The following is a 25,565-nucleotide window of genomic DNA, read 5'->3' as shown; positions in this document are numbered from 1 at the left end:
ACAATAGGCGTTGGAACTTGCGCAGACGAAAAAAACCCGGCGCGCCGGCCGGGTTTTTCCGCAGGCGCCCTGGAAGCGCCATGCATCGAAGAATCAATCCATCGATCAGAACACGTACTGCAGCGACACGCGTGCGCTGCGTCCGCGCAGCGGCGGATTGGCGAGGCGAACGTCAGGCGGCGCGGCGCGATCGAACACGTTGTACAGGTTCAGGGCGATGGTGGTGTTCTTGATGCCCGTGTAGCTCATGTGCAGATCGGTGACGACATCCTTCTTCACGCGGCAGAACTCGCTCGGAATGCCCTGGTCTTCGCAGCCGGCCGCGTTGTAGTTCTCGTCGTAGCGGTCTTCCATCAGCGAGGTTTCCGGACGGTAGGTCACCGCACCGCCCAGCTTGAACGGACCCTGGCTCCAGGTGGTCGAGGCGCGCACCTGATACTCGTAGTTCTCGTAGTTGCCGGAGAGGTTTTCGGTAAACGTATCGGTGACCGTATCCCACTTGCGGTAGTCGAGCTGGTAATTGCCCTTCAGGTTGCTGACCAGGCGGCCGGCCGAACCCAGGTTCCAGCGATGGTTGATCTCCATGTCGATCCCGGACACCCTGGCGCGGTCCATGTTCTCGTAGCGGTTCGAGATCGAGGCCACCGGTCCGATCGGGAACTGGATATCCTTGCCCGACAATTCCTTGGCGCGCGCCGACAGGCGCTTGTCTTCCTCGGTCACGGCGCGGCGCTGCACGCTGCCCGGCAGGCGGTCTTCGTCGGCCAGGATCTGGGTCACGGTCTTGGTGCCGATCTGGTTGCGCCGCTCGATGCGGTAGTAGTCCATGGTCAGGCTCAGGCTGTCGAGCGGCTGCAGCACGAAACCGACGTTATAGCTGCGCGACTTTTCCGGCTCCAGCTCCGGATTGCCCTTGACCTGGGAAGCGAAGCTGACGCTGCAGCCGCGATCGCGCGCGGTCAGGGCGTCGGCCTTGTCGATCGTGTTGCCGTCCTTCAGGATGTTATACAGCTGGTTGGCGGTGGCGCAGCGCTTCGGATCGACGTTGCTGTTCTGGAAGGCGGACAGGTCCACCTTGCCGGTCTCTGCCACGTTGGGCGCGCGGAAGCCGTTGGCGACGGTGCCGCGCACGATGAAGCGCTTGCTCACTTCGTAGCGCATGCCGACTTTCGGCACCACCGAAATATCGGTATCGCCGACCTTGTCGACGCGCATCGCGGCGTTCAGTTCGAGCGACTTGGTGATCGGCGCATTCAGTTCGGCGAAGGCGGCGCTGATGTGGCGCTTGCCGGTCACATTGATCGAACCGTAGCTGACGATTTCGGCGTTGGAGATATTGTCGCTGACATAGGCATCGAAGGAATCGGTGCGGAAGTCGCCGCCGACCGCCAGCGACAGCGGGCCGCCGCTCAGCTGCATCAGCTCGCGCGTGGCCTTGAAGTCGATGAAGACCTGCTTCGACTCGCCGCCGAACAAGAGGTTCGGGAACATCTTGTTGAGCAGCTCGGGGCTGTTCACGCCGCCGAACTTGTATTCGCCGCTGTTGATGGCCGCCAGGTAATTGGCCGCATGCTTACCGCCGCGAATCGTGTTCTCCACTTTGGAGCCCATGGCGCCGACCGCCGTGTTCCAGTCCCAGCCGTAGTCGCTGCCTTCCAGGCCGACCATGACGCGGTACTGCTTGGCCTCGGCATCGCTCTTGAACAGATTGACGTTATCGGCATAGCGATAGCGCAGCGCCACCGGGAAGGAGTACGGGTTGTTCGGATGGCCGACCGGCAGCTTCGGCTCCAGGAAGGAGTTGAGCTTGCCTTCCTTGCTGTTGAACCAGGTCGATGGCGTGCCCGTGTATTGCATGATCGGCGGCGCATTGAAGTAGGTCGTGGTGGTCTGGCCCAGGGTCACTTCCGAGAACGCGGTGCGGTTGCCGCCCAGCTTCAGGCGGCCGCTGCCGAAGAAGTTATAGCGTTTCGCTTCCGGATGGATACCCACGCGCGCCCACTGGTCGAAGCGGCAGGTGCCCTCCTCGATATCCTTGCAGCCGGCCACCGGCGTGTTGAAGCTTTTTCCCGCCAGCGCAGGATCGGAATAATTGGCAGGATAGCGGTCGACGAAGTTGCCGGGATACGAATACGTGGACTTCACGCCGAAGCTCGGGTTGACGTATTCCTTGTACCAGGCTGGCGCGGCCGGCATGATGGTGCGATCGTCGTACGGCGAACGGTGATAGGCCTCGAAGTGGCCGAACACATTGTAGCCATCCTTCTCGATGTCGCCGTAGCCGCCCGTCAGCGAGGCGGTCTTGTCCTTGTTGATCGCGCTTTTCAGCAGCGACTGGCGCAGGCCGGCGTTCACCATCACGCCGCTGAAATCTTTTCTGGTAATGATGTTGACCACGCCGGCCACCGCGTCGGAGCCGTACACGGCCGAGGCGCCGTCGAGCAGGATCTCGATGCGGTCGATGATTTCGGACGGCATGGCGTCGATGTTGACGAAGGTTTCCTGGCCGCCGTCGGCGAGGCCATAGTTGGCCACCCGGCGGCCGTTGAGCAGGGTCAGGGTCGAGCCCTTGCCCAGGTTGCGCAGCGAGATGCCGGTCGCGCCCGAGGCGAAGGAATTGCCGCCGTCGATATCGGTCAGGTCGGACGACTTCGAGGTCAGGGTATCGAGCACATCCTTGACGGTACTGGCGCCGATGGCGGCGATTTCCAGGCGGCCGATGACCTGCACCGGCGACGAGGTTTCCTCATCGACCGCGCGCTTGATGTTGGAACCCGTGACAACGACTTTTTGAATCGGCTGTGCGCTTTGCTGCTGGGCCATCGCTACGTGGGACACCCCGATGGTCAGTGCGACGGCGATCACACTTTGTTTCAGTACGAAAGGCTTTTTCAAGATAACTCCAGGTGAGATATTCTTCTGCGAAAAAAAATCGACTCTTTTTTAAACCCATTTATATGTACGGGTGATGACAAATTTCGCATGAACACTGCGGGGAAGCAAACAACTTATGCATATCCGTCAATTTTGCCGTCTTTACTGTTGTTTTCTGACGAGTCCACCTAGGCAAAAACTGATGTTTTGCCCGATCCACGGTAGGACGTTCAGTTTTAAAAATCTGTGGTTTTTGCGCATGGAATCGACAACGTGACCAAGATTTTTTGGCGAAGTAGCTGACACGCAAGAGAACATCGGCATAATGGTTCCACGCAACAACGCGCCATTCACCGATGGGAGTGTATTGATGAGAACAATGTTTTCCGCAAGCGTACTCAGCGTAGCCCTGCTGGCCCTGCCGGGAGCGGCCTGGTCGGCCGACAAAGGCACTGCCGACGAAGCGGTCGCGATGGTCAAGAAAGCCGTGGCGCTGATCAAGACCGACAAAGCCAAGGCCTTCGCGGCGATCGGCGACACCGCCAACAAGGAATTCCACGACCGCGACCTATACGTCTACGTATACGACCTGAACGGCGTCGCCCTGGCCCACGGCAACAACCCCAAGATTGTCGGCAAGAACCTGATGGCCCTGGCCGACAGCAACGGCAAGCTGATGATCAAAGAGATGGCCGACCTGGCCAAGTCGCCGGCCGGCAAAGGCTGGGTCGACTTCAAGTGGCCCAACCCGGTGACCAAGGCGGTCGAAAACAAATCGGGCTATATCGAGCGGGTCGACGACATGATGGTCGGTTCCGGCATCTACAAATAAGAGCCCGCCTAATTCCTACAACCGGGGTCAGTAATTCCTACAACCGGGGTCAGAGCTTTAATTAGCAACTATTAGCCAGTCGCATTAAAAACCAGGGTTGTCCAGCGCAGTGTGCGGCAAATGGCGGCGAATAGACGCAAACTGCTGCCAACGCCGCCGGCGTAGCGAAACCCGGACGAATTTGTTGCTAATTAAAGCTCTGACCCCGGTGTGGAAACGCGGGCCAAAAAAAACGCCCCGGAGGGCGTTTTTTCGATGTGACCAAGAATTACTTGGCGTTCATCAGTGCAACCGTGGTGTCCAGCATGCGGTTCGAGAAACCCCACTCGTTGTCGTACCACGACGACACCTTGACCAGGCGGCCCGATACCTTGGTCAGGGTCGAATCGAAATTCGACGAGGCCGGGTTATGGTTGAAGTCGATCGATACCAGCGGCTCGGTCTGGTAAGTCAGCACGTCCTTCAACGCGCCTTCCGACGCGGCTTTCATCAGGGCGTTGACTTCGTCCACGGTCGTGTCGCGCTTGGCGATGAACGACAGGTCGACCAGCGACACGTTGATGGTCGGTACGCGGATCGCGAAACCGTCCAGCTTGCCATTCAGCTCAGGCAGCACCAGGCCGACCGCAGCCGCGGCGCCGGTCTTGGTCGGGATCATGCTCATCGTGGCCGAACGGGCGCGGCGCAGGTCTTCGTGCATCACGTCCGACAGCACCTGGTCGTTGGTGTAGGCGTGCACGGTGGTCATCAGGCCGGTTTCCAGGCCGATCGCGTCGTTCAGCGGCTTGACCAGCGGGGCCAGGCAGTTGGTGGTGCACGATGCGTTGGAAATGACCGTGTCGCTCGCCTTGAGTACGCCTTCGTTCACGCCGAACACGATGGTGGCGTCGACATCCTTGCCGCCCGGCGCCGAAATGATGACTTTCTTGGCGCCGCCTTTCAGGTGGGCCGAGGCTTTTTCTTTGGTGGTGAAGAAACCGGTGCACTCCAGCACCACGTCCACGCCCAGCTCGCCCCATGGAATTTCAGCAGGATTGCGCTGCGCGAATACACGGATCGCATCGCCGTTGACGATCATATTGTCGCCTTCGACCGTCACGGTGCCAGGGAACTTGCCATGCGCCGTGTCGTAGCGGGTCAGGTGCGCGTTCGACTTGGCATCGCCCAGGTCGTTGATCGCCACGATCTGGATATCGTGTTTCTTGCCGCCTTCGTAGAAAGCGCGCAGGACATTGCGGCCGATACGGCCATAACCGTTGATTGCAACTTTGATCGTCATTACTTTGCTCCTGAGTGATAAAAATGGGGGACGGGCGGCGGCGCATCGGCGCCGCCTGCATTGCGCTTACACGTCGCTTAGTTCGTCAGTACCGATTTGACCTTGGCAACCACGTTCTCGACCGTGAAACCGAAGTGCTTGAACAGCACCGGCGCCGGCGCCGATTCGCCGAAGGTGTCGATGCCCACCACGGCGCCTTCCAGGCCAACGTATTTATACCAAAAGTCGCTCACGCCCGCTTCGATCGCGACACGCGGCACGCCGCGCTCAAGCACGCTGGCCTTGTAGGCGGCGTCCTGGCGGTCGTACACATCGGTCGACGGCATCGACACCACCCGTACCGCGATGCCTTCGGCGGCCAGCGCGGCGGCGGCCTTGGTCGCCAGTTCGATTTCGGAACCGGTGGCGATCAGGATCGCCTTGGCGTCGGCCACGTCCTGCAGCACATAGCCGCCGCGTGCGATGTCGGCGATCTGGGCCGCGCTGCGTTCCTGGAACGGCAGGTTCTGGCGCGAGAAGATCAGGGTCGACGGGCCATCCTTGCGCTGCACGGCGGCGCCCCAGGCGGCAGCGGACTCGACCGTGTCGCACGGACGCCAGTTGTCCAGGTTCGGGATCAGGCGCAGCGAGGAGACGTGCTCGATCGACTGGTGGGTCGGGCCGTCTTCGCCCAGGCCGATCGAGTCGTGGGTGAAGACGAAGATCGAGCGCAGCTTCATCAGCGCGGCCATGCGCAGCGCGTTGCGGCTGTAGTCGGAGAAGGTGAGGAAGGTGGCGCCGAACGGAATGTAGCCGCCGTGCAGGGCGATGCCGTTCATGATGGCGCTCATGCCGAACTCGCGCACGCCGTAGTTGATGTGGTTGCCCGGTTTGCCGGAACGCAGTGCGATGCACTCCTTCCAGTTGGTCAGGTTGGAACCGGTCAGGTCGGCCGAGCCGCCCAGGAATTCAGGCAGCGACGGCGCCAGCGCCTGGATCGCGTTCTGGCTGGCCTTGCGGGTGGCGATGTTTTCTTTCTTGTCGATGCAGGCGGCAATCGCCGCGTCCAGGGTCGCGTTGAAGTCGGCCGGCAGCTCGCCCTTCATGCGGCGCTCGAATTCGGCGGCCAGCTCGGGGTATTGCGCGCGGTAGGCGGCAAACTTGGTGTTCCACTCGGCTTCCAGCGCGGCGCCATTGGCTTTGGCGTCCCAGGCGCTGTACACCTCGGCCGGGATCTCGAACGGGACCGAGGTCCACAGCAGGTGCTCGCGCACGGCCGCCACTTCCTTGTCGCCCAGCGCGGCGCCGTGCACCTTGTCGCCGCCCTGCAGGTTGGGCGAACCCTTGCCGATGATGGTCTTGCAGCAGATCAGGGTCGGCTTCGACGACAGCTTGGCTTCGGCAATCGCCGCGTCCACCGCTTCCACGCTGTGGCCGTCGACCGCCGGGATCACGTTCCAGCCGTAGGACGCGAAGCGTTTCGGGGTGTCGTCGGTGAACCAGCCTTCGACCTTGCCGTCGATCGAGATGCCGTTGTCGTCGTACAGGGCGATCAGGCGGTTCAGGCCCAGGGTGCCGGCCAGCGAGCACACTTCGTGCGAGATGCCTTCCATCAGGCAGCCGTCGCCCAGGAAGGCGTAGGTGTAGTGGTCGACCACGTCGAAGCCCGGCTTGTTGAATTCCGCCGCCAGCAGGTATTCCGACAGCGCCATGCCGACCGCGTTGGCGATGCCCTGGCCGAGCGGGCCGGTGGTCGTTTCCACGCCCGGGGTGATGTCGACTTCCGGGTGGCCCGGAGTCTTCGAATGCATCTGGCGGAAGTTCTTGATATCGGCCATGGTCAGGTCGTAGCCCGACAGGTGCAGCAGCGCGTAATGCAGCATCGAGCCGTGTCCGTTCGACAGCAGGAAGCGGTCGCGGTTGAGCCACTTCGGATTGGACGGATTGTGCTTGTAGTGGCCTGCCCACAGCGCCACGGCAATCTCCGCCATGCCCATCGGCATGCCTGGGTGGCCGGAATTGGCCTGTTGCACTGCATCCATTGCCAGCGCGCGGATCGCGTTGGCCATCAAAGTGGTAGGGAGCGTCGTTTTCATGGGTCGAATCTGTGAGGTCGTAGGATTGGAAATGCGGGTGGCGCTGCATGGCGTACCGGGTCAAGTATTTTACCAGACCATGGGGTGGCGAATTAAAATGAAGCACTTTGCCGCCCCTGCCGGCCTCGACTATACCCTCCACTCTCGAACAGGATTCCATGCCCCGTTTCTATTGCTCCGTGCCGCTGGCGGTCGGACTCACACTCGACCTGCCCGAGGCGGTCGCCCACCACCTGCACGTGCTGCGCCTGCAGCTCGGCGCCGAACTGTGCCTGTTCAACGGCGATGGCGGCGAATACATCGCCCACCTGGCCAGCGTGGAAAAGCGGCGCGCCAGCGTCACCGTCAAGGCGCAGGTGGCGCGCGATGTCGAGCTGCCTTACGAAATCACCCTGGCCCAGGCCCTGCCGGAAGCGTCCAAGATGGACTGGATCATCGAAAAGGCGGTCGAGATGGGGGTGGCGGCCATCCAGCCGCTGGCCGCGCAGCGCTGCGTGGTGCGCCTGTCGGGCGAGCGCGCCGAAAAGAAACTGGCGCACTGGCAGGGCGTGATCGTGGCCGCCTCCGAGCAGAGCGGACGCAACCGCCTGGCGCGGCTGGCGCCGGTGGACGAGCTGCAGCAGTGGTGCGCCCAGCAGGATATGCACAAGCGCATTTTGCTCAGTCCGCGCGGCGGGCAGTCGCTGGCCGACTGGGCGCGCCACCAGCCGCCGCAGGCCATATCGCTGATGATCGGGCCGGAAGGCGGCTTCAGCGTGCAGGAGGAAGACCACGCCATGGCGCGCGGCGCGCTGGCGCTGTCGATGGGTCCGCGCATCCTGCGCACCGAAACGGCCGGCATCGCCGCCGTGGCGGCCCTGAATGCCCTGTGGGGCGGCATGTAAATTCTCATCCGGCAGGCAGCGGTTCGGCGCAACGCTGCCGTTCCCGCTGAACGCTGCCGATCTCCCTCTTAACGTCCAGTCCGTGTCCGAAAGTCAGACCTGGCACCGCGGTGGACACGCTGAACGCTGCCGACCTCCCTCTTAACGTCCAGTCCGTGTCCGAAAGTCAGACCTGGCACCGCGGTGGACACGCTGAACGCTGCCGACCTCCCTCTTAACGTCCAGTCCGTGTCCGAAAGTCAGACCTGGCACCGCAGTGGACACTGCCGACCTCCCTCTTAACGTCCAGTCCGTGTCCGAAAGTCAGACCTGGCACCGCAGTGGACATGGCGGCCGGACTGCGCCAGACGAAAAAAAAGCGCGTTGCCGAAGCAACGCGCCTTTCATCGTGACGTGCGTCAGATCAGCCGATTAGAACTTGTAGCTGGTGTTGACGTAGACGGTGCGGCCCATCGTGTCCGCGTAACGCGCATCGTAACCAACCTGGTGGCCCGACGAGGTGCGCAGGGTCAGTGGCGGCTCTTTGTCGGTCAGGTTCTTGATACCGGCGCGGACTTCCCACATTTTGCTGATCGCAAACTTACCCTGGTAGTCGAGGGTGCTGTACGACGGCACTTGCAGACGGATCTGGTTGGTGGTGTTCGCCTTGGTCGCCACGCTGTACAAAGTAGCAGCTTGGTCGGTGTAGCCGTTGCGGTAGTTCAGGGTCAGGGCATTGGTCATCGGACCGGTTTCCAGAGTGACACCAACTTTGATGATGTCGCGGAAGGTTACCTGGTTGTCGATGCCGTACTTGTCCATGCTGTCGGTCCACTCGGTGTCCGAACCTGGCAAGGTGTAGCTGGCCTTGAGCATGTGGGTACCGTTGGCGTTGATGGTCATTTTGCCGAACGAATACTTCTCGCCGACGGTCAGATCCCAGTCGATGCCGCGGTTATGCGCCTTGCCGATGTTGATCGGGGCGTTGATGAAGGCCCAGGTCTTGATACCGGTCGCAGGATCGGCGAAGTCGGTGAACAGCTCGCGGTATTTGGTTGGATCGGCAAACGCCTGGATCTCGCCAACGCTCGATACCTGGTTGGTCATCTTGACGTCCCACAGGTCGGCGCCGAAGGTCACGCTCGACGATGGCTCGAGACGGAAACCCAGGGTGAACTGCTTCGACTCTTCCGGACGCAGTTTCTCGTTACCGCCACGGTAGGAGTTGTACTGCACGCGGCCTGGACGGCACAGGTTCTGGTCGATTCCTGCCAGTGCTGGCGGGCAAGCGTACGAACCGGCGGTGAAGCCGTTGGCCACCAGGGTGTTGGCGATGTCGTTCTGGTCGGCGACGCGGAAGCCCGTGCCGTACGAACCGCGCAGCAGGAGAGCCGTGGTCGGGGTGTAGCGTGCGCTGATCTTGTAGGTGCTGGCGCTCTGGGTTTCACCCTTGGTGCGCTTGGCGGCTGCATCTTTCACGCCCGAATAACGGTCGTAGCGCACGGCCGTCGTCAGTTCCAGGTTCTTCATGACCGGCAGCGCCAGTTCGGCAAACGCACCAGCCGATTCGCGGGTGTAGTCGTATTCGGCCGATGGGCTGAAGCCGTAGATGGTGCCATCCTTGGCTGCGGTCGAGGTGGTCTGCACCTGGTGCAGTTCGCGGTAGTCGGAGCCCACACCGATGCTGCTCGCGCCGCCCGGCAGGGCGAACAGTTCGCGCGATGCGCGCACGTCGACGCCACGCAGGACCGACGATGCTTCACGGATCGAACCGTGGAAGATCGAACCGTTGATCTGCTCGGCCGTCGGCGAGGTTGGCGAACCGGCTGGCAGGAATGGATTGAACGAGCTGCTGCCGATCAGGCTGCGGAACTCTTTGTTCAGCAGGTAGCCGCCGGTGTAACGCTCGTCGAGCTTGTACTTCGAGTAGGTTGCGCCTGCATTCATGTCCCAGCCGAAGAAGCTCCCGTCCAGGCCGGTGACGAAGTGACCGACGTCGGTGATGGTCTGGCTGTCGCGGGTGCCGAATTCCGACGCGCGGTAGGTCGCGGTGGCGGTCTTGACATCGTCTTTCTGAGCCTGGCTCAGGAACGGTGCGACGTACTGGTTGTAGACTGCCGAGCCAGGGGTGACGGCAACGCTGACCGGGTTGGCGGCAATGCGTGCGGTCAGGTCGAAGCGGCCCAGGGCCAGGTCGGCGAAGGCGGTGAGGTTGTCCGAGATCTTCAGGCGGCCCGAGGTGAACAGGGTGTCGCGCTTCGATTCAGGCACGGTTTCCACGGTCGATGCGCTGTCGACTGCGCAGTAGTCGGTGGTGGCGGTATTCGACAGGTACGGGAAGAAGCCGGTCGGGCAGGCGCCGTTCACTTTTTTGTACGGGTTGAAGCCGATCTGGGTCGCTTTCGGATCCTTGAACGCGACGTTCACGTTCGATGCGGTGCCCGAGGTCGAGGTGCGGTCGTAGATGTAAGCCTGGCCGTCGTAGTTCAGTGGAATGTACGAGGTTTTGCTGAATTCGCGCTCGGTCGCCTTGACCTTCTTCTGCTCGTCGTGACGGTAGGTCATCAACAGGTTGAAGCGGTTGGTTTCCAGGTCGCCGAAGCCCCAGGTGAAACCGGCATTGGCTGCCTTGCCGCCCGGGTTGGTCGGTACCGACACGCCCGCGTCCAGGGTCAGGCCCTGGTAGTTTTTCTTCAGGATGAAGTTGATGACGCCGGCAATCGCATCGGCGCCGTACAGGGCCGACGCGCCGTCGCTCAGTACTTCGACGCGCTCTACCGCGCTCATCGGAATGGAGTTCAGGTTGACCGAGCTGCCGCTGTCTTGCAGAGGCGCCATGCGGCGGCCGTTCAGCAGGACCAGGGTGTAGGTGCCGCCCAGGCCGTGGATCGAGGCGGTGGTGCGGCCACCCGAGTTGGTACCGGCGGCAATCGCTTCAATCGTGAAGCCCTGCATCGCTGGCAGTTTCTGGATCAGGTCGGCTACCGTGGTCGCGCCGGAACGTGCGATGACTTCCTTGGAAACCACCTGCACCGGCAATGCGCCTTCTTTCACAATCCGCTTGATGCTCGAACCGGTGATCTCAACGCGCTGGATAGGAGCATCCTGGGCCAGGGCCTGGCCGGCGACGAAGCCAGCTAACAGACCGAGGGCGAGGCGAACGGAACGTACGCCAATCTTCTCTTGAAACATCATTTTTAGAACTCCGTTTAGGATGAGGATAACGACACTACAGCAGCTTGCTTGCACGACAGCCTGTCGAACCGCACACCGCGCTGGCGCATTGCCGGGTAGAAAATCACCAGGCAGGCCGCGCGCGGCAGGGGCGTCGCGTCATTTTTCTGCAATGGGCATTATCGGCTCAGGGATAAAAAAATGGCGGCCAAAAAGAACCGAAATGCAACTTTTGCTGCGACTACAGCGAAAATTCTTCTTATACGTATATGCACCAAATGAAATATTGTGCGTCGCGGCAAAATAAGAATAATGAATGAGTCTGTTTTGCAACAAAATTTCTCATGGAGACAATTATGGTCGCGCAGCAACACCTTGACATCGAAAATACCGGCGCTGCGCGGGCCGATTCGCCCATGCGGCGATGCACCCGGTAAAATAGCGCCCTGCCTTGCTTTCCCCACCTTGAACGACGAACGACTCCTATGCTGCGAATTAACGAACTCAAACTCCCGCTCGACCATGCCGAGGCCGACCTGCGCCAGGCGATCCTCGCGCGCCTGGGCATTGCCGGCGCCGACCTGCTCGGGTTCAGTGTGTTCAAGCGCAGCTACGACGCGCGCAAACGCAGCGCGATCGTGCTGATCTATGCGATCGACGCCGAGGTGCGCGACGAAGCGGCCGTACTGACGCGCCTCAAGCACGACGCCCACATCCTGCCGGCGCCCGACACCGGCTACACCTTCGTGGCCGGCGGCGAGCAGTTGCAGGGCCACGACCGCAACGAGCGCCCGGTGGTCATCGGCACCGGCCCGTGCGGCCTGTTCGCGGCGCTGATCCTGGCCCAGATGGGCTTGCGCCCGCTGATCCTGGAGCGCGGCAAGGTGGTGCGCGAGCGCACCGTCGACACCTTCGGTTTCTGGCGCAAGCGCGAGCTCAATCCGGAATCGAACGTGCAGTACGGCGAAGGCGGGGCCGGCACTTTTTCCGACGGCAAGCTGTACAGCCAGATCAAGGACCCCAAGCATTACGGACGCAAGGTGCTGACCGAGTTCGTCAAGGCCGGCGCGCCGGAGGAGATCATGTATGTGAGCAAACCGCACATCGGCACCTTCCGCCTGGTCAAGATGGTGGAACAGATGCGCGAAAACATCATCGCCCTGGGCGGCGAATACCGTTTCGAGAGCAAGGTGAGCGATATCGAGGTCGAGGGGGAAGGCGATCGGCGCCAGATCCGCGGCGTGACCCTGGCCAGCGGCGAGCATATCCCGACGCGCCACGTGGTGCTGGCCATCGGCCACAGCGCGCGCGACACCTTCGAGATGCTGTACGAGCGCGGCGTGTATATCGAAGCGAAGCCGTTTTCGGTCGGCTTCCGGGTCGAGCACCCGCAGTCGCTGATCGACGCCTGCCGTTTCGGTCCGAACGCCGGCAACAAGATCCTCGGCGCGGCCGACTACAAGCTGGTGCACCACGCCGCCAACGGCCGTTCGGTGTACAGCTTCTGCATGTGCCCGGGCGGCACGGTGGTGGCGGCGGCCTCGGAACCGGGACGGGTGGTCACCAACGGCATGAGCCAGTATTCGCGCAACGAACGCAACGCCAACAGCGCGATCGTGGTGGGAATCACCCCGGCCGATTATGTCGACAACCCCGGCCATCCGCTGGCCGGCATCGCCCTGCAGCGCAGGCTGGAAGAAGGCGCCTTCGTTCTCGGCGGCGGCAACTACGACGCGCCGGGGCAGTTGATGGGCGACTTCGTCAAGGGCCGCGCCTCGACCGCCTTCGGCTCGGTGCTGCCCTCGTTCAAGCCGGCGGTGCACCTGACGGACCTGGCGAGCGCCCTGCCCGACTATGCCATCGTCGCCATGCGCGAAGCCTTTCCGGCCTTCGACAAGCAGATTCGCGGCTACTACCAGCAAGACGCGGTGCTGACCGGCGTCGAAACGCGCACCTCCTCGCCGATCCGCATCAAGCGCCGCGACGACGACCTGCAAAGCCTGAATACGCGCGGCCTGTTCCCGGCCGGCGAAGGCGCCGGCTACGCGGGCGGGATCCTGTCGGCGGCGGTCGACGGGATCAAGGTGGCGGAAGCGGTGGCGCTGTCGATGGCGGGGTAAGCAAGCGCCTTGATATCGACACGGCGAACCAGGGTTCGCCGTCTTTGTCTTCCGTTTTGCGGGCGCTACAGCCAGCCCGATTTCCTGAACCGGTAATACAGGTACACGCACACGCCGATCATGGCGCTGATCGCCACCGCGTAGCCGTACTTCCATTTCAGCTCCGGCATGAATTCGAAGTTCATCCCCCACACGCCGGCGAACGCGGTAAACACCGCGAAGATCGCGGCCCATGCGGCCAGCCGCTTGTTGACTTCGCCGTCGTCGATGGCCACCATCGACAGGTTGACCTGGATCGCCGTGCCGATCGTATCGCGGATGGTGTCGAGCGAGCCGTTGATGCGCTGCAGGTGGTCGTGCACGTCGCGGAAGTATTCCTGGGTGTCGCGGCAGAACGAGGGCACGCGCCCGCCATGCAGCTTGCCGATGGCGTCGAGCAGCGGCGTGACCGCGTGGCGCAGCACCAGCACCTTGCGCTTGAGTTCATACAGGCGCTCGATATTGGCGCGCTGCGAACCGCGGATGAAGATCCGGTCCTCGATCGTTTCGAGTTCCGATTCGAGCGCGTCGACCACCGGAAAATAGCGGTCGACCACCGCGTCCATCAGCGCGTAGAGCACGAAGGACGACCCTTTGGCCAGCAGGTGCGGCTCGCGTTCGGCGCGCGCGCGCACGCCCAGGAAACCGCGCATGACGTTGTTGCGCACCGAGAGCACGTAATTCTCGCCGACGAACATGGCCACCTGGCCGACGCTCATCTCGTCGTTATCCATCTCGACCGTCTGCACGACCACGAACAGCGAGTCGCCGTACTCCTCGATCTTGGGACGCTGGTGGCCGCGCAGCGCGTCTTCCACCGCCAGTTCGTGCAGGCCGAATTCGTGCTGCATGATGGCCAGTTCGTCCGGCTGGGCGTCCTTCAGGGCCACCCACACGAAGCAGTCGGCTTGTTGAATGTAGTCGCTGATGGCTTCGACGGAAATGTCGGACAGCTTTTTGCCTTCCTGGTAGGCGACGCAGTTGATCAGCATGGTGGTTCCAACGATAAATTGGACAGAAGCTTACACCATGCCGCCGCTGCACGGTGACGGCGCCGACGCAGGCTTGTCAGCCGCAATCGCCGGGCCAGCGTCACCCCGCCACCGTCACCGCGTCGTCGTCGCACCCGCGCAGGCGGGTGCCCAAGTTCGCAGCACCGCCCGCGACTGCGCATCCAACCGGGGCACCCGCCTGCCCGCGTGCGACGGCGGTATCGGCGCAGCGCGGCGGCCGAGCCGGCAAAGCCGCCCCTCCTACTCGTCCTTGGCGCCGTCGATCCCCAGTTCGGCGATCTTGCGCGTGATGGTGTTGCGCCCGATCCCCAGGCGCACCGCCGCATCGTTCTTGCGTCCGTGCGTGTGCTTGAGCGCCGTCTTGATCAACGCCGACTCGAACTGCCGTCCCAGCACATCCATCACTTCCGACTGCCCCGCCGCCAGCATGCTTGCCGCCTGCAGCTCCAGCAGGCCGATCCAGCCGCCGGCCGCGCCCAGCGCCGCCATGCCGGCGCCGCCGGGAATGCCGGCCTGGCCGTTGGCGTGCAGCGGCGCAGCTTCGCCCGACGCCAGCGGCGCCAGCGCTTCCGTGCCGCCCTCCTGCTGCGTCAGTTCGAGCGGCATGTCCTTCACTTCGACGGTCTGGCCGGGCGCCATCACGGTGATCCAGTTGCACAGGTTTTCCAGCTGGCGCACATTGCCCGGCAAATCGAGCCCGGTGAGGAAGTGCAGCGCCGGATCGCTCATGCGCTTGGCCTCGACCCCGAGCTGGCGCGCGCTCTGCACCAGGAAGTGGCGCACCAAAAGGGGGATATCCTCGCGCCGCTCCCGCAAACTGGGCAGGCGCAGGCGGATCACGTTCAGGCGGTGGTACAAGTCTTCGCGAAACAGGCCGTCGCGCACGCGCTGTTCCAGGTTCTGGTGGGTGGCCGTGATAACGCGCACATTCGCCTTCATCGGCTGGTGCCCGCCGACCCGGTAGAAGTGGCCGTCCGAGAGCACCCGCAGCAGGCGCGTTTGCAGGTCGAACGGCATGTCGCCGATTTCATCCAAAAACAGGGTGCCGTTTTCGGCCTGCTCGAAGCGTCCGCGGCGCGTCGTCTGCGCGCCCGTGAAGGCGCCGCGTTCGTGGCCGAACAGTTCCGATTCGAGCAAGTCCTTGGGAATGGCCGCCGTGTTCAGGGCGATGAAGGGCTGCTGCGCGCGCGGGCTGTGCTTGTGCAGCGCGCGCGCCACGAGCTCCTTGCCGGTGCCCGATTCGCCGGTGATCAGCACCGTCACGTTCGACTGCGACAGGCGTCCGATGGCGCGGAAGACTTCCTGCATGGCCGGCGCCTGGCCCAGGATTTCGGGGGTGTCGGTGGGCCCCGATTCGACGCTGGTCTCGCGCAGGCTTTCTTCCAGCGCGCGGCGGATCAGCTCCACCGCCTTGTCGATGTCGAACGGCTTGGCCAGGTATTCGAAGGCGCCGCCCTGGAAGGCGGCCACCGCCGAATCGAGGTCGGAAAAGGCGGTGATGATAATCACCGGCAGGCCGGGATAGGTGGCCTTGACCGTCTGCAGCAGGTCCAGCCCCGACTCGCCCGGCATGCGGATGTCGGAGACCAGCACTTGCGGCGTCTCGAATTCGAGCGCCGCCATCGCATCGCGCGCGTTCGAAAAGCTTTTGGTCGCGAGGTTCTCGCGTGCCAGGGCTTTTTCAAGCACCCAGCGGATGGAGGCGTCGTCGTCGACTATCCAGATTGGTTTCATGTGTTCGCGCTTCCCCGCAATATGGATCTTCAATTGGTGGGACCCGGATTGTCGAAGCTGGTGCGCGGCTTATGGCAGCGGCAACAGGATCCTGAAATCCGTAAATCCAGGCCGGCTTTCGCACTCGATCACACCCATGTGCTGCTGCACGAAGGTCTGCGCCAGTGTCAGCCCCAGCCCGCTGCCGCCCTCCCGCCCCGATACCAGGGGATAGAAAATGCGGTCGCGGATCTGCGGCGGGATGCCCGGTCCATTGTCGATGATATGCAAGTCTAATGCCAGCCCGTAGCGCACCTTGGCCAGGGTCACCTGGCGCGCCACGCGCGTCTTGAAAACCAGCTGCGCGTCGCCGGCCTCGATCCGTTCCGACAGCGCCTGGGCCGCATTGTGGGCGATATTGAGCACGGTCTGGATCAGCTGTTCCTTGTCGCCCCGAAATTCCGGAATCGAAGCGTCGTAGTCGCGCCGGATGGTCAGTCCCGTCGGGAACTCGGCCAGGATCAGGCTGCGCACGCGTTCCAGCACTTCGTGGATATTGACGTCGCCGACGATGTGCGGACGGCGGTGCGGCGCCAGCAGGCGGTCGACCAGGGTTTGCAGGCGGTCCGCTTCCTTGATGATCACCTGGGTGTATTCGCGCAGCTGGGTCAGGTGGCGCGCCGGCAGTTCGAGTTCGAGCAGCTGCGCCGCGCCACGGATGCCGCCCAGCGGATTCTTGATCTCGTGCGCCAGGTTGCGCACCAGTTCCTTGTTGACCTGGCTCTGGTCGAGGATGCGTTCCTCGCGGTCGAGTTTCAGCTGCTGGACGTTCTCGCGCAGCTCGATCACGATGCCCCACTCGCCGGCTTCGCTGACGATGCTGTGCACATGCAGCGGTTCGCGCCCGCTGCGCTCCAGGGTCAGGTCCTGGCGCAGGTCCGCGTATTTATGGGCCAGCGCCTGCTGGCACAGCTTGATCAGTTCCTCGGCGTTGAGGAACAAGGTGTGCAGCTGCTGGCGTTGCAGGGCGCGCAGCGAGCTTTCCAGCAGGTTCTCGCAGGCGGCGTTGGCGAAGGTGATGGCGCCGCTGGCGTCGACCAGCAATACCGCCGACGCCAGCAGGTCGAGCCCGGCCAGGCCGTCGGCCCGCGTGGGAGCGCCCGCGATCATTTGATGTTCGAGATTTCGCGCCGCAGCGCTTCGATGTTCTTCTCGGCGCGCGCGATGTTGTCGGCCATTTGCTTGACCCGCTCTTCGTACTTGGCGTAGTTCTTTTCGTTGCCCTGGCGTTCAGGCTCGCCCTTGTTGTATTCGCGCTTGAGTTCGGCCAGCTTCTTCTCTTCGGCGCGCAACTCTTCGTTGAGGATCTCGCGCCGGTCGGCGTCGCGCGCGCGCTGTTCGCTTCCGCCCACCTTGGGGAAATCGGTCGGTGTCGATACCGGCTTGGCCGGCGTGCTGCTCCTGCGTCCCGACGGCGCCGGGATATTGTTCGGCACGTCGAGCTGCTTGCAGCCGGCCTTGGGGTTGTCGGTCAACTCCTTCTTGCCATTGGCGTCGACGCACAAATAGATGTCGGCCCGGGCCAGCGGCTGCACGCCCAGGCCGGCGAGCAGCGCCAGCGCCAGTGCCAGTAAAGGCAAGGTCGGCGAGCGCAGCGGGCGGAGCGGGCGAATCCGGGACATCCTCGTTATCATAAGCATCAGCGTTGTTTCACGGAATTCCGTGGAGTAATTAGATTCAACCGAATATACAACATCCAATGAAAAACGCGAGAAAAGCCGTGGCCTTCCTCGCGTTTTTATACCGTAGAGATACGTTTTGATATCTCTACGACCACAGGTGCTGCAAGTTGGCAATGCTTGCCAACCAAAAACAATTACAGCGAGTAGTACATATCGAATTCAGCAGGGTGGGTGGTCATGCGCATGCGCTGCACGTCCTGCATTTTCAGTTCGATGTAGGCATCGATCATGCTGTCGCTGAAGACGCCGCCGCGGGTCAGGAACTCGCGGTCCTTGTTCAGGTTGTCGAGCGCTTCTTCCAGCGAGGCGCAGACGGTCGGGATCAGCGCGTCTTCTTCCGGCGGCAGGTGGTACAGGTCTTTCGACGCCGCTTCGCCCGGGTGGATCTTGTTGGCGATGCCGTCCAGGCCGGCCATCAGCAGCGCGGCGAAGCACAGGTACACGTTTGCCAGCGGATCCGGGAAGCGGGTCTCGATGCGGCGGCCTTTTGGATTGGCCACGTGCGGGATGCGGATCGAGGCCGAACGGTTCTTGGCCGAGTAAGCCAGCTTGACCGGCGCTTCGTAGCCGGGCACGAGGCGCTTGTACGAGTTGGTGCCCGGGTTGGTGATCGCGTTCAGTGCCTTGGCGTGCTTGATGATGCCGCCGATGTAGAACAGCGCGTCTTCCGACAGGCCGGCATAGCCGTCGCCGGCGAACAGGTTCTTGCCGTCTTTCCAGATCGACTGGTGCACGTGCATGCCCGAGCCGTTGTCGCCGACGATCGGCTTCGGCATGAAGGTGGCGGTCTTGCCGTAGCTGTGGGCGACGTTCCAGACCACGTATTTCAGGTTCTGGGTCCAGTCGGCACGCTCGACCAGGGTCGAGAACTTGGTGCCGATTTCATTCTGGCCGGCGCCGGCCACTTCGTGGTGGTGCACTTCGACCGGGATGCCCAGTTCTTCGAGGATCAGGCACATTTCGGAGCGCATGTCCTGGAACGAATCGACCGGCGGCACAGGGAAGTAGCCGCCCTTGACGGTCGGACGGTGGCCGTGGTTGCCGCCTTCGGTCTTGGCATCGGTCGCCCACGACGATTCATCCGAATCGATCTTGACGAAGCAGCCCGACATGTCGATCTTCCAGCGCACGCTGTCGAAGATGAAGAATTCCGGCTCGGGGCCGAAGAAAGCGGTGTCGCCGATGCCGGTCGACTTGAGGTAGGCTTCGGCGCGCTTGGCGATCGAACGCGGATCGCGGTCGTAGCCCTTGCCGTCGGCCGGTTCGATGACGTCGCACTGCATGAACAGCGTGACTTCTTCCATGAACGGATCGATGTTGGCGGTGTTCGGGTCTGGCATGAGCAGCATGTCGGACGCTTCGATGCCCTTCCAGCCGGCGATCGACGAGCCGTCGAAGGCGTGGCCCGATTCAAATTTGTCGAGATCGAAGTGCGATACGGGAACCGTTACGTGCTGCTCCTTGCCGCGCGTATCGGCGAAACGGAAGTCCACAAAGCGAACATTCTTCTCTTTAACCATCTTCAAGACTTCTGCGGCCGTCATTGCCATGCGTATCTCTCCTAATATAAATGGGGGGTTGCCGCCTTGGCGGCAAAACTCACAGGGATCATAGCAGAAAGCGTGCCAGCCAGACCGCAGCGGCCAGGGGCCGTAGCGGCGTTGAAAATGCTGCCAAATGTCACTAAACTCCTGAGTCCCTGTTGCCGGCGTGGCCGTGCTGCGCGGGTCGATTCGCACTGTGTTGGTGCATGCACCGCCGACTGCACCAATTTGATGCGGCATGCACCGAAAAGGAATACATGCCGCGCCATGGTGCGCCGCTCATATAATAATCGCAAACTTCATTGAGGAATACGCCATGAGTAACGTCGAGACCCTGCTTGCCGCCGCCCGCACCCGGGCCCCCGGCCAACCGTATGCGGGAGCGGTGACGCCGCAGGAAGCGTGGGACCTGCTGCAAAGCGCGGCGCGCGTGCGGCTGGTCGACGTGCGCACCGAAGCGGAGCGCGCCTGGGTAGGCAAGGTGACCATCCCCGCGCAGCAGCACTGCGCGGTGCAGTGGAGTTTGTGGCCGGAAGGCGTGCCGAATCCGGATTTCTTGCAGCAGCTGCAGGCCGTGGCGCAGAAGGATGAGGTGCTGCTGTTCCTGTGCCGCTCGGGCGTCAGGTCGCGTCACGCGGCCCGGGTCGCGACCGAGAACGGCTATGCGCACGCCTTCGACATCCTGGAAGGCTTCGAGGGCGACAAGGATGCGGACGGGCACCGCAAGACGGTGGGAGGCTGGTGCAAGGCGGGCTTGCCCTGGCTGGGGGCCTGAGTACTCGCCCAGAAATAAATGTGTTCTTGGCTGCCAGAACCGGCGCGTTGCTGCGCTGGCTCCTGCTTGCAGTGCTCGCACTACCGCGCACTCGCCGCCTTGCACCGCATCCGTTTCTGTTTGCCAAAACTCGCATTGATTGCCGGTCAAGTTCTTAGGACGGTAACGGTTCTTAGCCCGTCGAGAAAGATCGACCGCCTTTCAGACCAGGCAAGAGTTCTGCTGTCAGGCGGCGACATTCAGATTGAGTTCAACCTCAATTTTTTGATTGCCGTTTTCCAGAAGTTCTTTCTTCCCCTCGTTCGCCATTTGCGTCAATATCGCTCTGATTTCTGCATGGGCAAAGCGTTTCAACGCCTCACGCATCAATGGCTGGTAACCCATTCCGTGGATTTTGGCGATCAGCTTGAATTGCTCGATCAAATCTTTGGGAATGCGAATCGAGATAGCTTGCAAGCCCAGAGAATCGTCCAGTTCACGCTCTGCCCTGTCCGGGGCACGCTGAACGAACTTCTCATCGGCGCCCAACTTCCCGCTGTCCCAAGCCTCATGCGTATCGTCAATTTTCTGCGTTTCGGCCATTTCAACTCCTTAGGGTTTTGCATATTTATTGTATATGCGACATATCTCTACAGTGGCTTCATAGGCTGATTTCAGCTCTACCCCATCTTTGACGGGAACAAACATAATCTTGAGCACCCGGTTTTGATCGGTTTTTGCGACGAACCAGTTTGTGAGTGGATCTGTCAAGTGATGTGCTCGGGTATCCACACATAAACCTCCCTCCCGGTTCATGAAGCACTGCTCGATTTCTGCTGCTGTAATCATGCGCTCGCCAATCTTGTCGAGAACATTCTGACTGATACGTATCGGCACCTTACCCCCAGCCTGTATATACAGTGAAGAACCAAGCGTCCGACAGTACAAGCTTTCCAGCAGCGCATCTTGAGACGGATCAAGGTCAATGTGCTATCCAGGCGCCACCCAGACCCTAGCTGACTGTATCGCTCACATCTGTATATACAAAGCTGACTGGTTTGTATATTACTACAGGTATATTTCGTGCGCGGCGGTTTGGTGCGATGCTTGTCAAGTCAAGTTGCCACAGGACTGCACGGAGCCCGGAATGTCACACGGCTGTCAGTAAGCCTTCTTTCCAGGGACCGTCACCGTGATGTCCGTTCCCGCCCCCGCCTGGCTATCGATAGCGAGCAGCGCGCCGATGCAGCTGGCGCGCTCGCGCATGCCGACCAGCCCCCAATGGCCGGAGCGCTGGCCCGCCGCGGCGACGACGTCGTCGAGTCCCCGGCCGTTATCGCGGATGCGCACGACGAATGCGGCGGCGCCGTAGACCAGTTCGATGTCGATCCGGGTCGCGTCGGCATAGCGCGAGGCATTGAACAGCGCTTCGCGCGCGATCGCATGGATTTCCGCATGCACGTCGGGGCGCAATGGCTTGGGACTACCTTCGACCTTCATCCCGAACGCGTGCGGCCAGTACCCGGCCAGCGACTGGCCGAACTGTCCAAGCGTCAGTTCCAGAGCATCCTCCGACGACGGCGCGCGCAGGCCCATGATCTGATCGCGCCCCTCCGCCAGCAACTGCTCCGCCAGGTTGAGCGTCTGCTCCAGGCGCGCGCGCTCCTGCGTGCCCTGTTCCACCTTGCGGCTGTGGGCGTCGAAGGACATCAGCAGCGCCTGCACGCTTTGCAGCAAGGTGTCGTGCAAGGCCCTCGCCACGCGGGTACGCTCGGCCAGCCGTTCCTGCAGGCGCTCCTGCATGCGCGCCGTCAGGTAGCCGATGCGCAAGGCATACGCCGCGTACAGCAGCAGTGCGCCGCTCGCCAGCGCCAGCACCTTGAACCAGCCGCTTTGCAAGAAGGTCGGCGGGATATCGATCTCCAGCGCAGCGCCGGCCGTGTTCCACAGATGGTCCTCGTTCGACCCGATGACCTCGAAGCGATATTTGCCGGGCGCCAGATTGGTGTAATACGCCTCGCGCCGCCCGGCCGGCTCCTGCCACGCGCGCTCGAACCCGACCAGCCGGTAGCGCAGGCGCACGCGCTCGGGAATCGACAGGCTCAACGCGGTAAAGTCGATGCGCAGATTGCGCGTTCCCTGCGCCAGGCCGGGTACACGCCCATCGGCAGGCCGATAGCGCACGCCGTCGGCGGTCACACCGGTGATGTGCACCGGCGGCGCCAGGCGGTTGCGCAGGATGTTGGCCGGGTCGATGGTGCCGACCGTCCCCGCAGTGGCGTACCACAGCACGCCGTCACGCGCACGTTTCAGCGATGGCACCGGCCGCAGTTGCGGCGCATGGCCCTGCATGCCGTCCTGCGCATCGAAGCGCTCGAACGCCACCGCGCCGCGCGGGTCCTTCAACCATCCATCCAGGTCGGCGGCGGCGATGCGATACAGGCCGTCGGCCCCATGCAGCCACAGGTCGCCGCCAGGCTCGCGCACGATGCCCGACACGCCCCGAAACGATTCGCTGCGCTCGCCGCGCAAGACGGCGAAGCGGCCCTCGCGATGCAGTGCGACGCCGTTCTCGCCGCCCACCCACATGGCGTTGCCGTCGGCGCCGAGCGTCAGGATCGTCCCCAGTTGCAGGCCCTGATCCACGCCCAGCCGGCGCACGGCGCCGTCGCCGACGATGCTGAGCTGGCTGCGCAGGTGCCCCATCCAGACGTTGCCGGCGGCGTCGCGCGCCATCGATGTCGTCAGGAGAACCGGAATGTGCTCCGCCCTGGTCCACGCCCCATCGGCCAGCCGGTACACGCCTTTGCCGGCCGAGAACGAAACCCACAGCACGCCATGACGGTCCTGCTGCATGGCGTGCACGCGCAGGCTTGTCAGTTCGTCCGGAAAGCGGAACGTGGTCAGCGCGCCGTCGCGCCCGCGCCGCAGCACGCCCTCCATCCCGCCCAGCCACAGCACGCCGTCCGGGTCGGTGTAGCTGGCCGTCAGTTTGCCCGGCACCTCGCGGCTGACACGCCCTTCGCGGTCGAAGCGCCACAGGTCGCCCGCGTAGTCGCCCACCCACATCTCGCCGGACGGTCCGGTCACCAGCGCGGGCGACTCCAGTTGCGGCACGACCGGCACGGTGCGCAGACGATTCGGGCGCAGCCGGTCCATGCCGCGCGAGGTGCCGAGCCACAGATTGCCTTCGCGGTCTTCGAACAGTGCGCCCGGCAGCGGGCCGCTGATACCGTTGTCCTTCGACAGGCGCTGCTCCGGCACGCCCGCAGCGAGCCGGCGTTCCAGGCCATCCGGATGCATCATCCACATGGTGCCCTGGCGGTCGAAGCGCATGCCGTAGCCTTCCAGTTCGGGGCCGGCCGGCGCGCCGGCGGCAGGCGCCGTTGTACTGACGCGGTAATAGCCCTGCTTGAAATCGTTGCCCCAGATCGTGCCGTCCGGCGCCTCGCACAGCCAGACCAGCGTGACATGCGGCCATGCGCGCGCAAAGCGCGTCTCGCCCCGCTTGCGAAACCAGGCGCCCGTGTTGGTGCCGACCCAGGTCGTGCCGTCGCGCGCGAACAGGATCTGGAACACGCCCAGGGACGGCAGCCCGCTCTCGGGACCGAGATAGCGGAAGCGGCCGGCGCCTGGCGCCAGCACGGCCACGCCGTCGCGCATCGCCGCCCAGATGGCGCCATCGGGCGCCGCTTCGAGATGCAGCACGCCGACCGGTTGCAAGCCGCCGTCTTCGGCATAGGTGCGCGCGCCATCCTTGCGGAAGACGGATACGCCGCCGACGCGGTAGCCGATCAGGACCGCACCGTCCGCGGTGGCGGTCAGCGCCATGATATTGCTGGACGCGAGCGCACGCCCGTAGACCGTATCGGTGCGCTCGAACCGCACGCCGTCGAAGCGATACAGGCCGGCCGGCGTCGCGATCCACAGCCAGCCATCGGGGCCCTGCGCGAATTTGGTCACGCCGGCGGGCGCGCCATCGAGTTCGGTCCAGGCGGTATGGGTGTAGTCGGTGAGCAAGGGCCGGGGAGTCGCCGCGCAAGCCCATTCGAGTGCGAAGACCGCCAGCAGGCAAACGGCCCGCAGGGCACGCAGCAGCATCAAGCGGCCGTTATTTGGCCGCTGCGGTCGCGCCATTCGCGTTCTTTACCCGCTGGCGCACGAAATTGATATGACTGCGCAGTCCGTACAAGCCGTCGGCGAAGGCCAGCGGAATCGAAATCTGGTTCACCATCTCTTCGATCTCGTCGAGGCGCTTTAACAGTCCCGCGCAAATCTCCGCGCGCTGCGGCCCCTGGGCCGCTTCCAGCTCCTGCTCCACCGTGCGCAGCTGGCCGTACCAGCGGTACACGCGCGAGCGGATGCGCCACACGTACAAGGGCGGCACCACCTTCGACAGCGGCAGCACCAGCGCCGCCAGCGCCACCACCACGACCCACATGCGATCGAAAAAATTCGCCAGCCAGAAGCTCATGTAGCGTTGCAGCAGCGGCGCGCCATCCTTGTAGAACTTGGCGGCTTCGCGCGCTACCGGAATTTCGGTGTAGCGCGCCGAGGGGAACTGGCCCTGCTGCTGGAACCAGCCGGTGCCGCCATGGATCTCGCTGGCCGCCTGCACGTACAGGTCGATCAGCGCCGGATGCAGGTCCTCGCGCGCCACCAGGGTCGCGGTCGGGGCGATCAGGTGATAATCCTGGGCCGGCAAGTCGCGCCCCACGTCCACGATCCCGCGCGGCAGGACCACATGCGAGACGAACGGCAAGCGCCGCGAATAGGCTTCGGCCTGCGCAAAATCGAACAGCTTCACGCCCGGGGTTTGCAGCAGCATCTGCACCAGCGGCGCGTCCGGGCCGGAACTGAAGACCAGGCCATCGATGCGTCCTTCCAGCAGTTCCACCGTGCCCGGTGTGTTTTCCAGTGCGCCGATGGCCAGGTCGCCCGGCTCGACGCCATTGAGCGCCAGCACCTGGCGGAACAGCTTCGGCACGCCGCTGCCTTCCGGCCCGAGGTTGATTCTCAGGCCCTTGAGCTCAGTGAGCCGGGTGACCTGGGTTTCCTCGCGCAGGAACAGCCAGACCGGTTCGGTAAACAGGCTGCCGATGGAGACGAGGCCCTTGCGCTGGGCTTCGGCCTGCTCGGTCGAGCCGCTCTGCACAAACGCGATATCGACCTTGCCTTCGTTGAGGTGCTGCAGGTTGTCCTGCGAGCCGAGGGAGCGCTGCAGGGTGACCTTGATGCCATGCCTGGCCAGCCTGGCCGCGTATTGTTTGCCGAATTCTTCGTAGGCGCTGTTTTCCTGGCCGGTGCCGAGGGTGACGCTGCGCGGCGGCGAGGGATCGACCAGCAGGTAGGCCACCGCGCACAGGGCGACGATGGTGAGGACGGTGGGACCGGCGGTGGCTACCAGGTCGCGCAACGAGAACTGGGTGAACTTCCGGATTTTGGACATCGCACGTTGCAAAGGTTTCATGGTTCGGTACGATGCCAACATTTTCCGAACTATGCAAGCACGGGTCCATCTTCATGCCGATAACTGAAGGGCC

General features: G+C 63.1%; 17 protein-coding genes. 4 read left to right on the top strand and 13 right to left on the bottom strand.

Going from position 1 to position 25,565, the window contains the following annotated elements:
* Positions 1-105: 105 nt before the first annotated feature.
* Complete coding sequence (locus EJB06_RS14050; RefSeq protein WP_126074636.1) at positions 106-2,895, bottom strand: TonB-dependent receptor plug domain-containing protein; 2,790 nt, start codon at positions 2,893-2,895, stop codon at positions 106-108.
* 358 nt (positions 2,896-3,253) lie between these two features.
* On the opposite strand from EJB06_RS14050, the gene EJB06_RS14045 reads away from it, so the two are divergent.
* Positions 3,254-3,706, top strand: a complete 453-nt coding sequence (locus EJB06_RS14045) for a cache domain-containing protein (RefSeq protein WP_370660129.1) — start codon at positions 3,254-3,256, stop codon at positions 3,704-3,706.
* Between the two features lie 268 nt (positions 3,707-3,974).
* On the opposite strand, the gene gap is transcribed toward EJB06_RS14045, so the two are convergent.
* Positions 3,975-4,985 (bottom strand): type I glyceraldehyde-3-phosphate dehydrogenase, encoded by a 1,011-nt coding sequence (gene gap, locus EJB06_RS14040; protein WP_126074634.1) that lies wholly within the window; start codon positions 4,983-4,985, stop codon positions 3,975-3,977.
* Positions 4,986-5,062: 77 nt separating this feature from the next.
* Positions 5,063-7,060, bottom strand: coding sequence for a transketolase (tkt, locus tag EJB06_RS14035; RefSeq protein ID WP_126074633.1), 1,998 nt, complete (start codon positions 7,058-7,060; stop codon positions 5,063-5,065).
* Positions 7,061-7,218: 158 nt separating this feature from the next.
* On the opposite strand from tkt, the gene EJB06_RS14030 reads away from it, so the two are divergent.
* Positions 7,219-7,944, top strand: coding sequence for a 16S rRNA (uracil(1498)-N(3))-methyltransferase (locus tag EJB06_RS14030; RefSeq protein WP_126074632.1), 726 nt, complete (start codon positions 7,219-7,221; stop codon positions 7,942-7,944).
* Between the two features lie 411 nt (positions 7,945-8,355).
* On the opposite strand, the gene EJB06_RS14025 is transcribed toward EJB06_RS14030, so the two are convergent.
* The gene (locus EJB06_RS14025; protein ID WP_229427073.1) at positions 8,356-11,118 is read right to left on the bottom strand and encodes a TonB-dependent receptor; all 2,763 of its coding nucleotides are present in this window, start codon (positions 11,116-11,118) and stop codon (positions 8,356-8,358) included.
* Between the two features lie 464 nt (positions 11,119-11,582).
* Here EJB06_RS14025 and EJB06_RS14020 point away from each other — a divergent pair, with 464 nt between their 5' ends.
* Positions 11,583-13,217: an NAD(P)/FAD-dependent oxidoreductase gene (locus EJB06_RS14020; RefSeq protein WP_126074631.1), complete on the top strand. Its 1,635-nt coding sequence runs from the start codon at positions 11,583-11,585 to the stop codon at positions 13,215-13,217.
* A 65-nt stretch (positions 13,218-13,282) separates the two neighbouring features.
* Here EJB06_RS14020 and corA read toward each other — a convergent pair whose 3' ends face one another.
* From corA to glnA, 5 genes are all read right to left on the bottom strand, one after another.
* Positions 13,283-14,248, bottom strand: a complete 966-nt coding sequence (corA, locus tag EJB06_RS14015; protein ID WP_126074630.1) for a magnesium/cobalt transporter CorA — start codon at positions 14,246-14,248, stop codon at positions 13,283-13,285.
* Between the two features lie 261 nt (positions 14,249-14,509).
* Positions 14,510-16,003 (bottom strand): nitrogen regulation protein NR(I), encoded by a 1,494-nt coding sequence (ntrC, locus tag EJB06_RS14010; protein ID WP_126074629.1) that lies wholly within the window; start codon positions 16,001-16,003, stop codon positions 14,510-14,512.
* Positions 16,004-16,072: 69 nt separating this feature from the next.
* A complete protein-coding gene (glnL, locus tag EJB06_RS14005) occupies positions 16,073-17,152 on the bottom strand; it encodes a nitrogen regulation protein NR(II) (protein WP_126074628.1) in 1,080 nt (359 codons plus the stop codon).
* A complete protein-coding gene (locus tag EJB06_RS14000) occupies positions 17,149-17,664 on the bottom strand; it encodes a DUF4124 domain-containing protein (protein WP_126074627.1) in 516 nt (171 codons plus the stop codon). Before EJB06_RS14000 ends, glnL begins: the two co-directional genes overlap by 4 nt.
* Positions 17,665-17,858: 194 nt before the next feature.
* Entirely contained in the window at positions 17,859-19,274 is a 1,416-nt protein-coding gene (gene glnA / locus EJB06_RS13995) for a type I glutamate--ammonia ligase (protein ID WP_126074626.1), read from the bottom strand.
* 310 nt (positions 19,275-19,584) lie between these two features.
* Between glnA and EJB06_RS13990 the strand changes: the two genes are divergently transcribed.
* Positions 19,585-20,043, top strand: a complete 459-nt coding sequence (locus EJB06_RS13990) for a rhodanese-like domain-containing protein (RefSeq protein ID WP_126074625.1) — start codon at positions 19,585-19,587, stop codon at positions 20,041-20,043.
* A 225-nt stretch (positions 20,044-20,268) separates the two neighbouring features.
* On the opposite strand, the gene EJB06_RS13985 is transcribed toward EJB06_RS13990, so the two are convergent.
* From EJB06_RS13985 to EJB06_RS13970, 4 genes are all read right to left on the bottom strand, one after another.
* On the bottom strand, positions 20,269-20,625 hold the full coding sequence (locus EJB06_RS13985; RefSeq protein WP_126074624.1) for a hypothetical protein: 357 nt from the start codon (positions 20,623-20,625) through the stop codon (positions 20,269-20,271).
* 9 nt (positions 20,626-20,634) lie between these two features.
* On the bottom strand, positions 20,635-20,871 hold the full coding sequence (locus tag EJB06_RS13980) for an ADP-ribosyl-(dinitrogen reductase) hydrolase (protein ID WP_126074623.1): 237 nt from the start codon (positions 20,869-20,871) through the stop codon (positions 20,635-20,637).
* A 312-nt stretch (positions 20,872-21,183) separates the two neighbouring features.
* Entirely contained in the window at positions 21,184-24,123 is a 2,940-nt protein-coding gene (locus tag EJB06_RS13975) for a sensor histidine kinase (RefSeq protein ID WP_229427072.1), read from the bottom strand.
* A gap of 10 nt (positions 24,124-24,133) precedes the next feature.
* Complete coding sequence (locus EJB06_RS13970; RefSeq protein WP_126074621.1) at positions 24,134-25,471, bottom strand: TAXI family TRAP transporter solute-binding subunit; 1,338 nt, start codon at positions 25,469-25,471, stop codon at positions 24,134-24,136.
* Positions 25,472-25,565: the final 94 nt, after the last annotated feature.

It is taken from the genome of Massilia atriviolacea, from assembly GCF_003953935.1.
Classification (GTDB): Bacteria; Pseudomonadota; Gammaproteobacteria; order Burkholderiales; family Burkholderiaceae_D; genus Telluria_A; species Telluria_A atriviolacea.
Note: the sequence above shows the minus strand (reverse complement) of the source record. Positions and strands in the feature narration are given on the sequence as shown.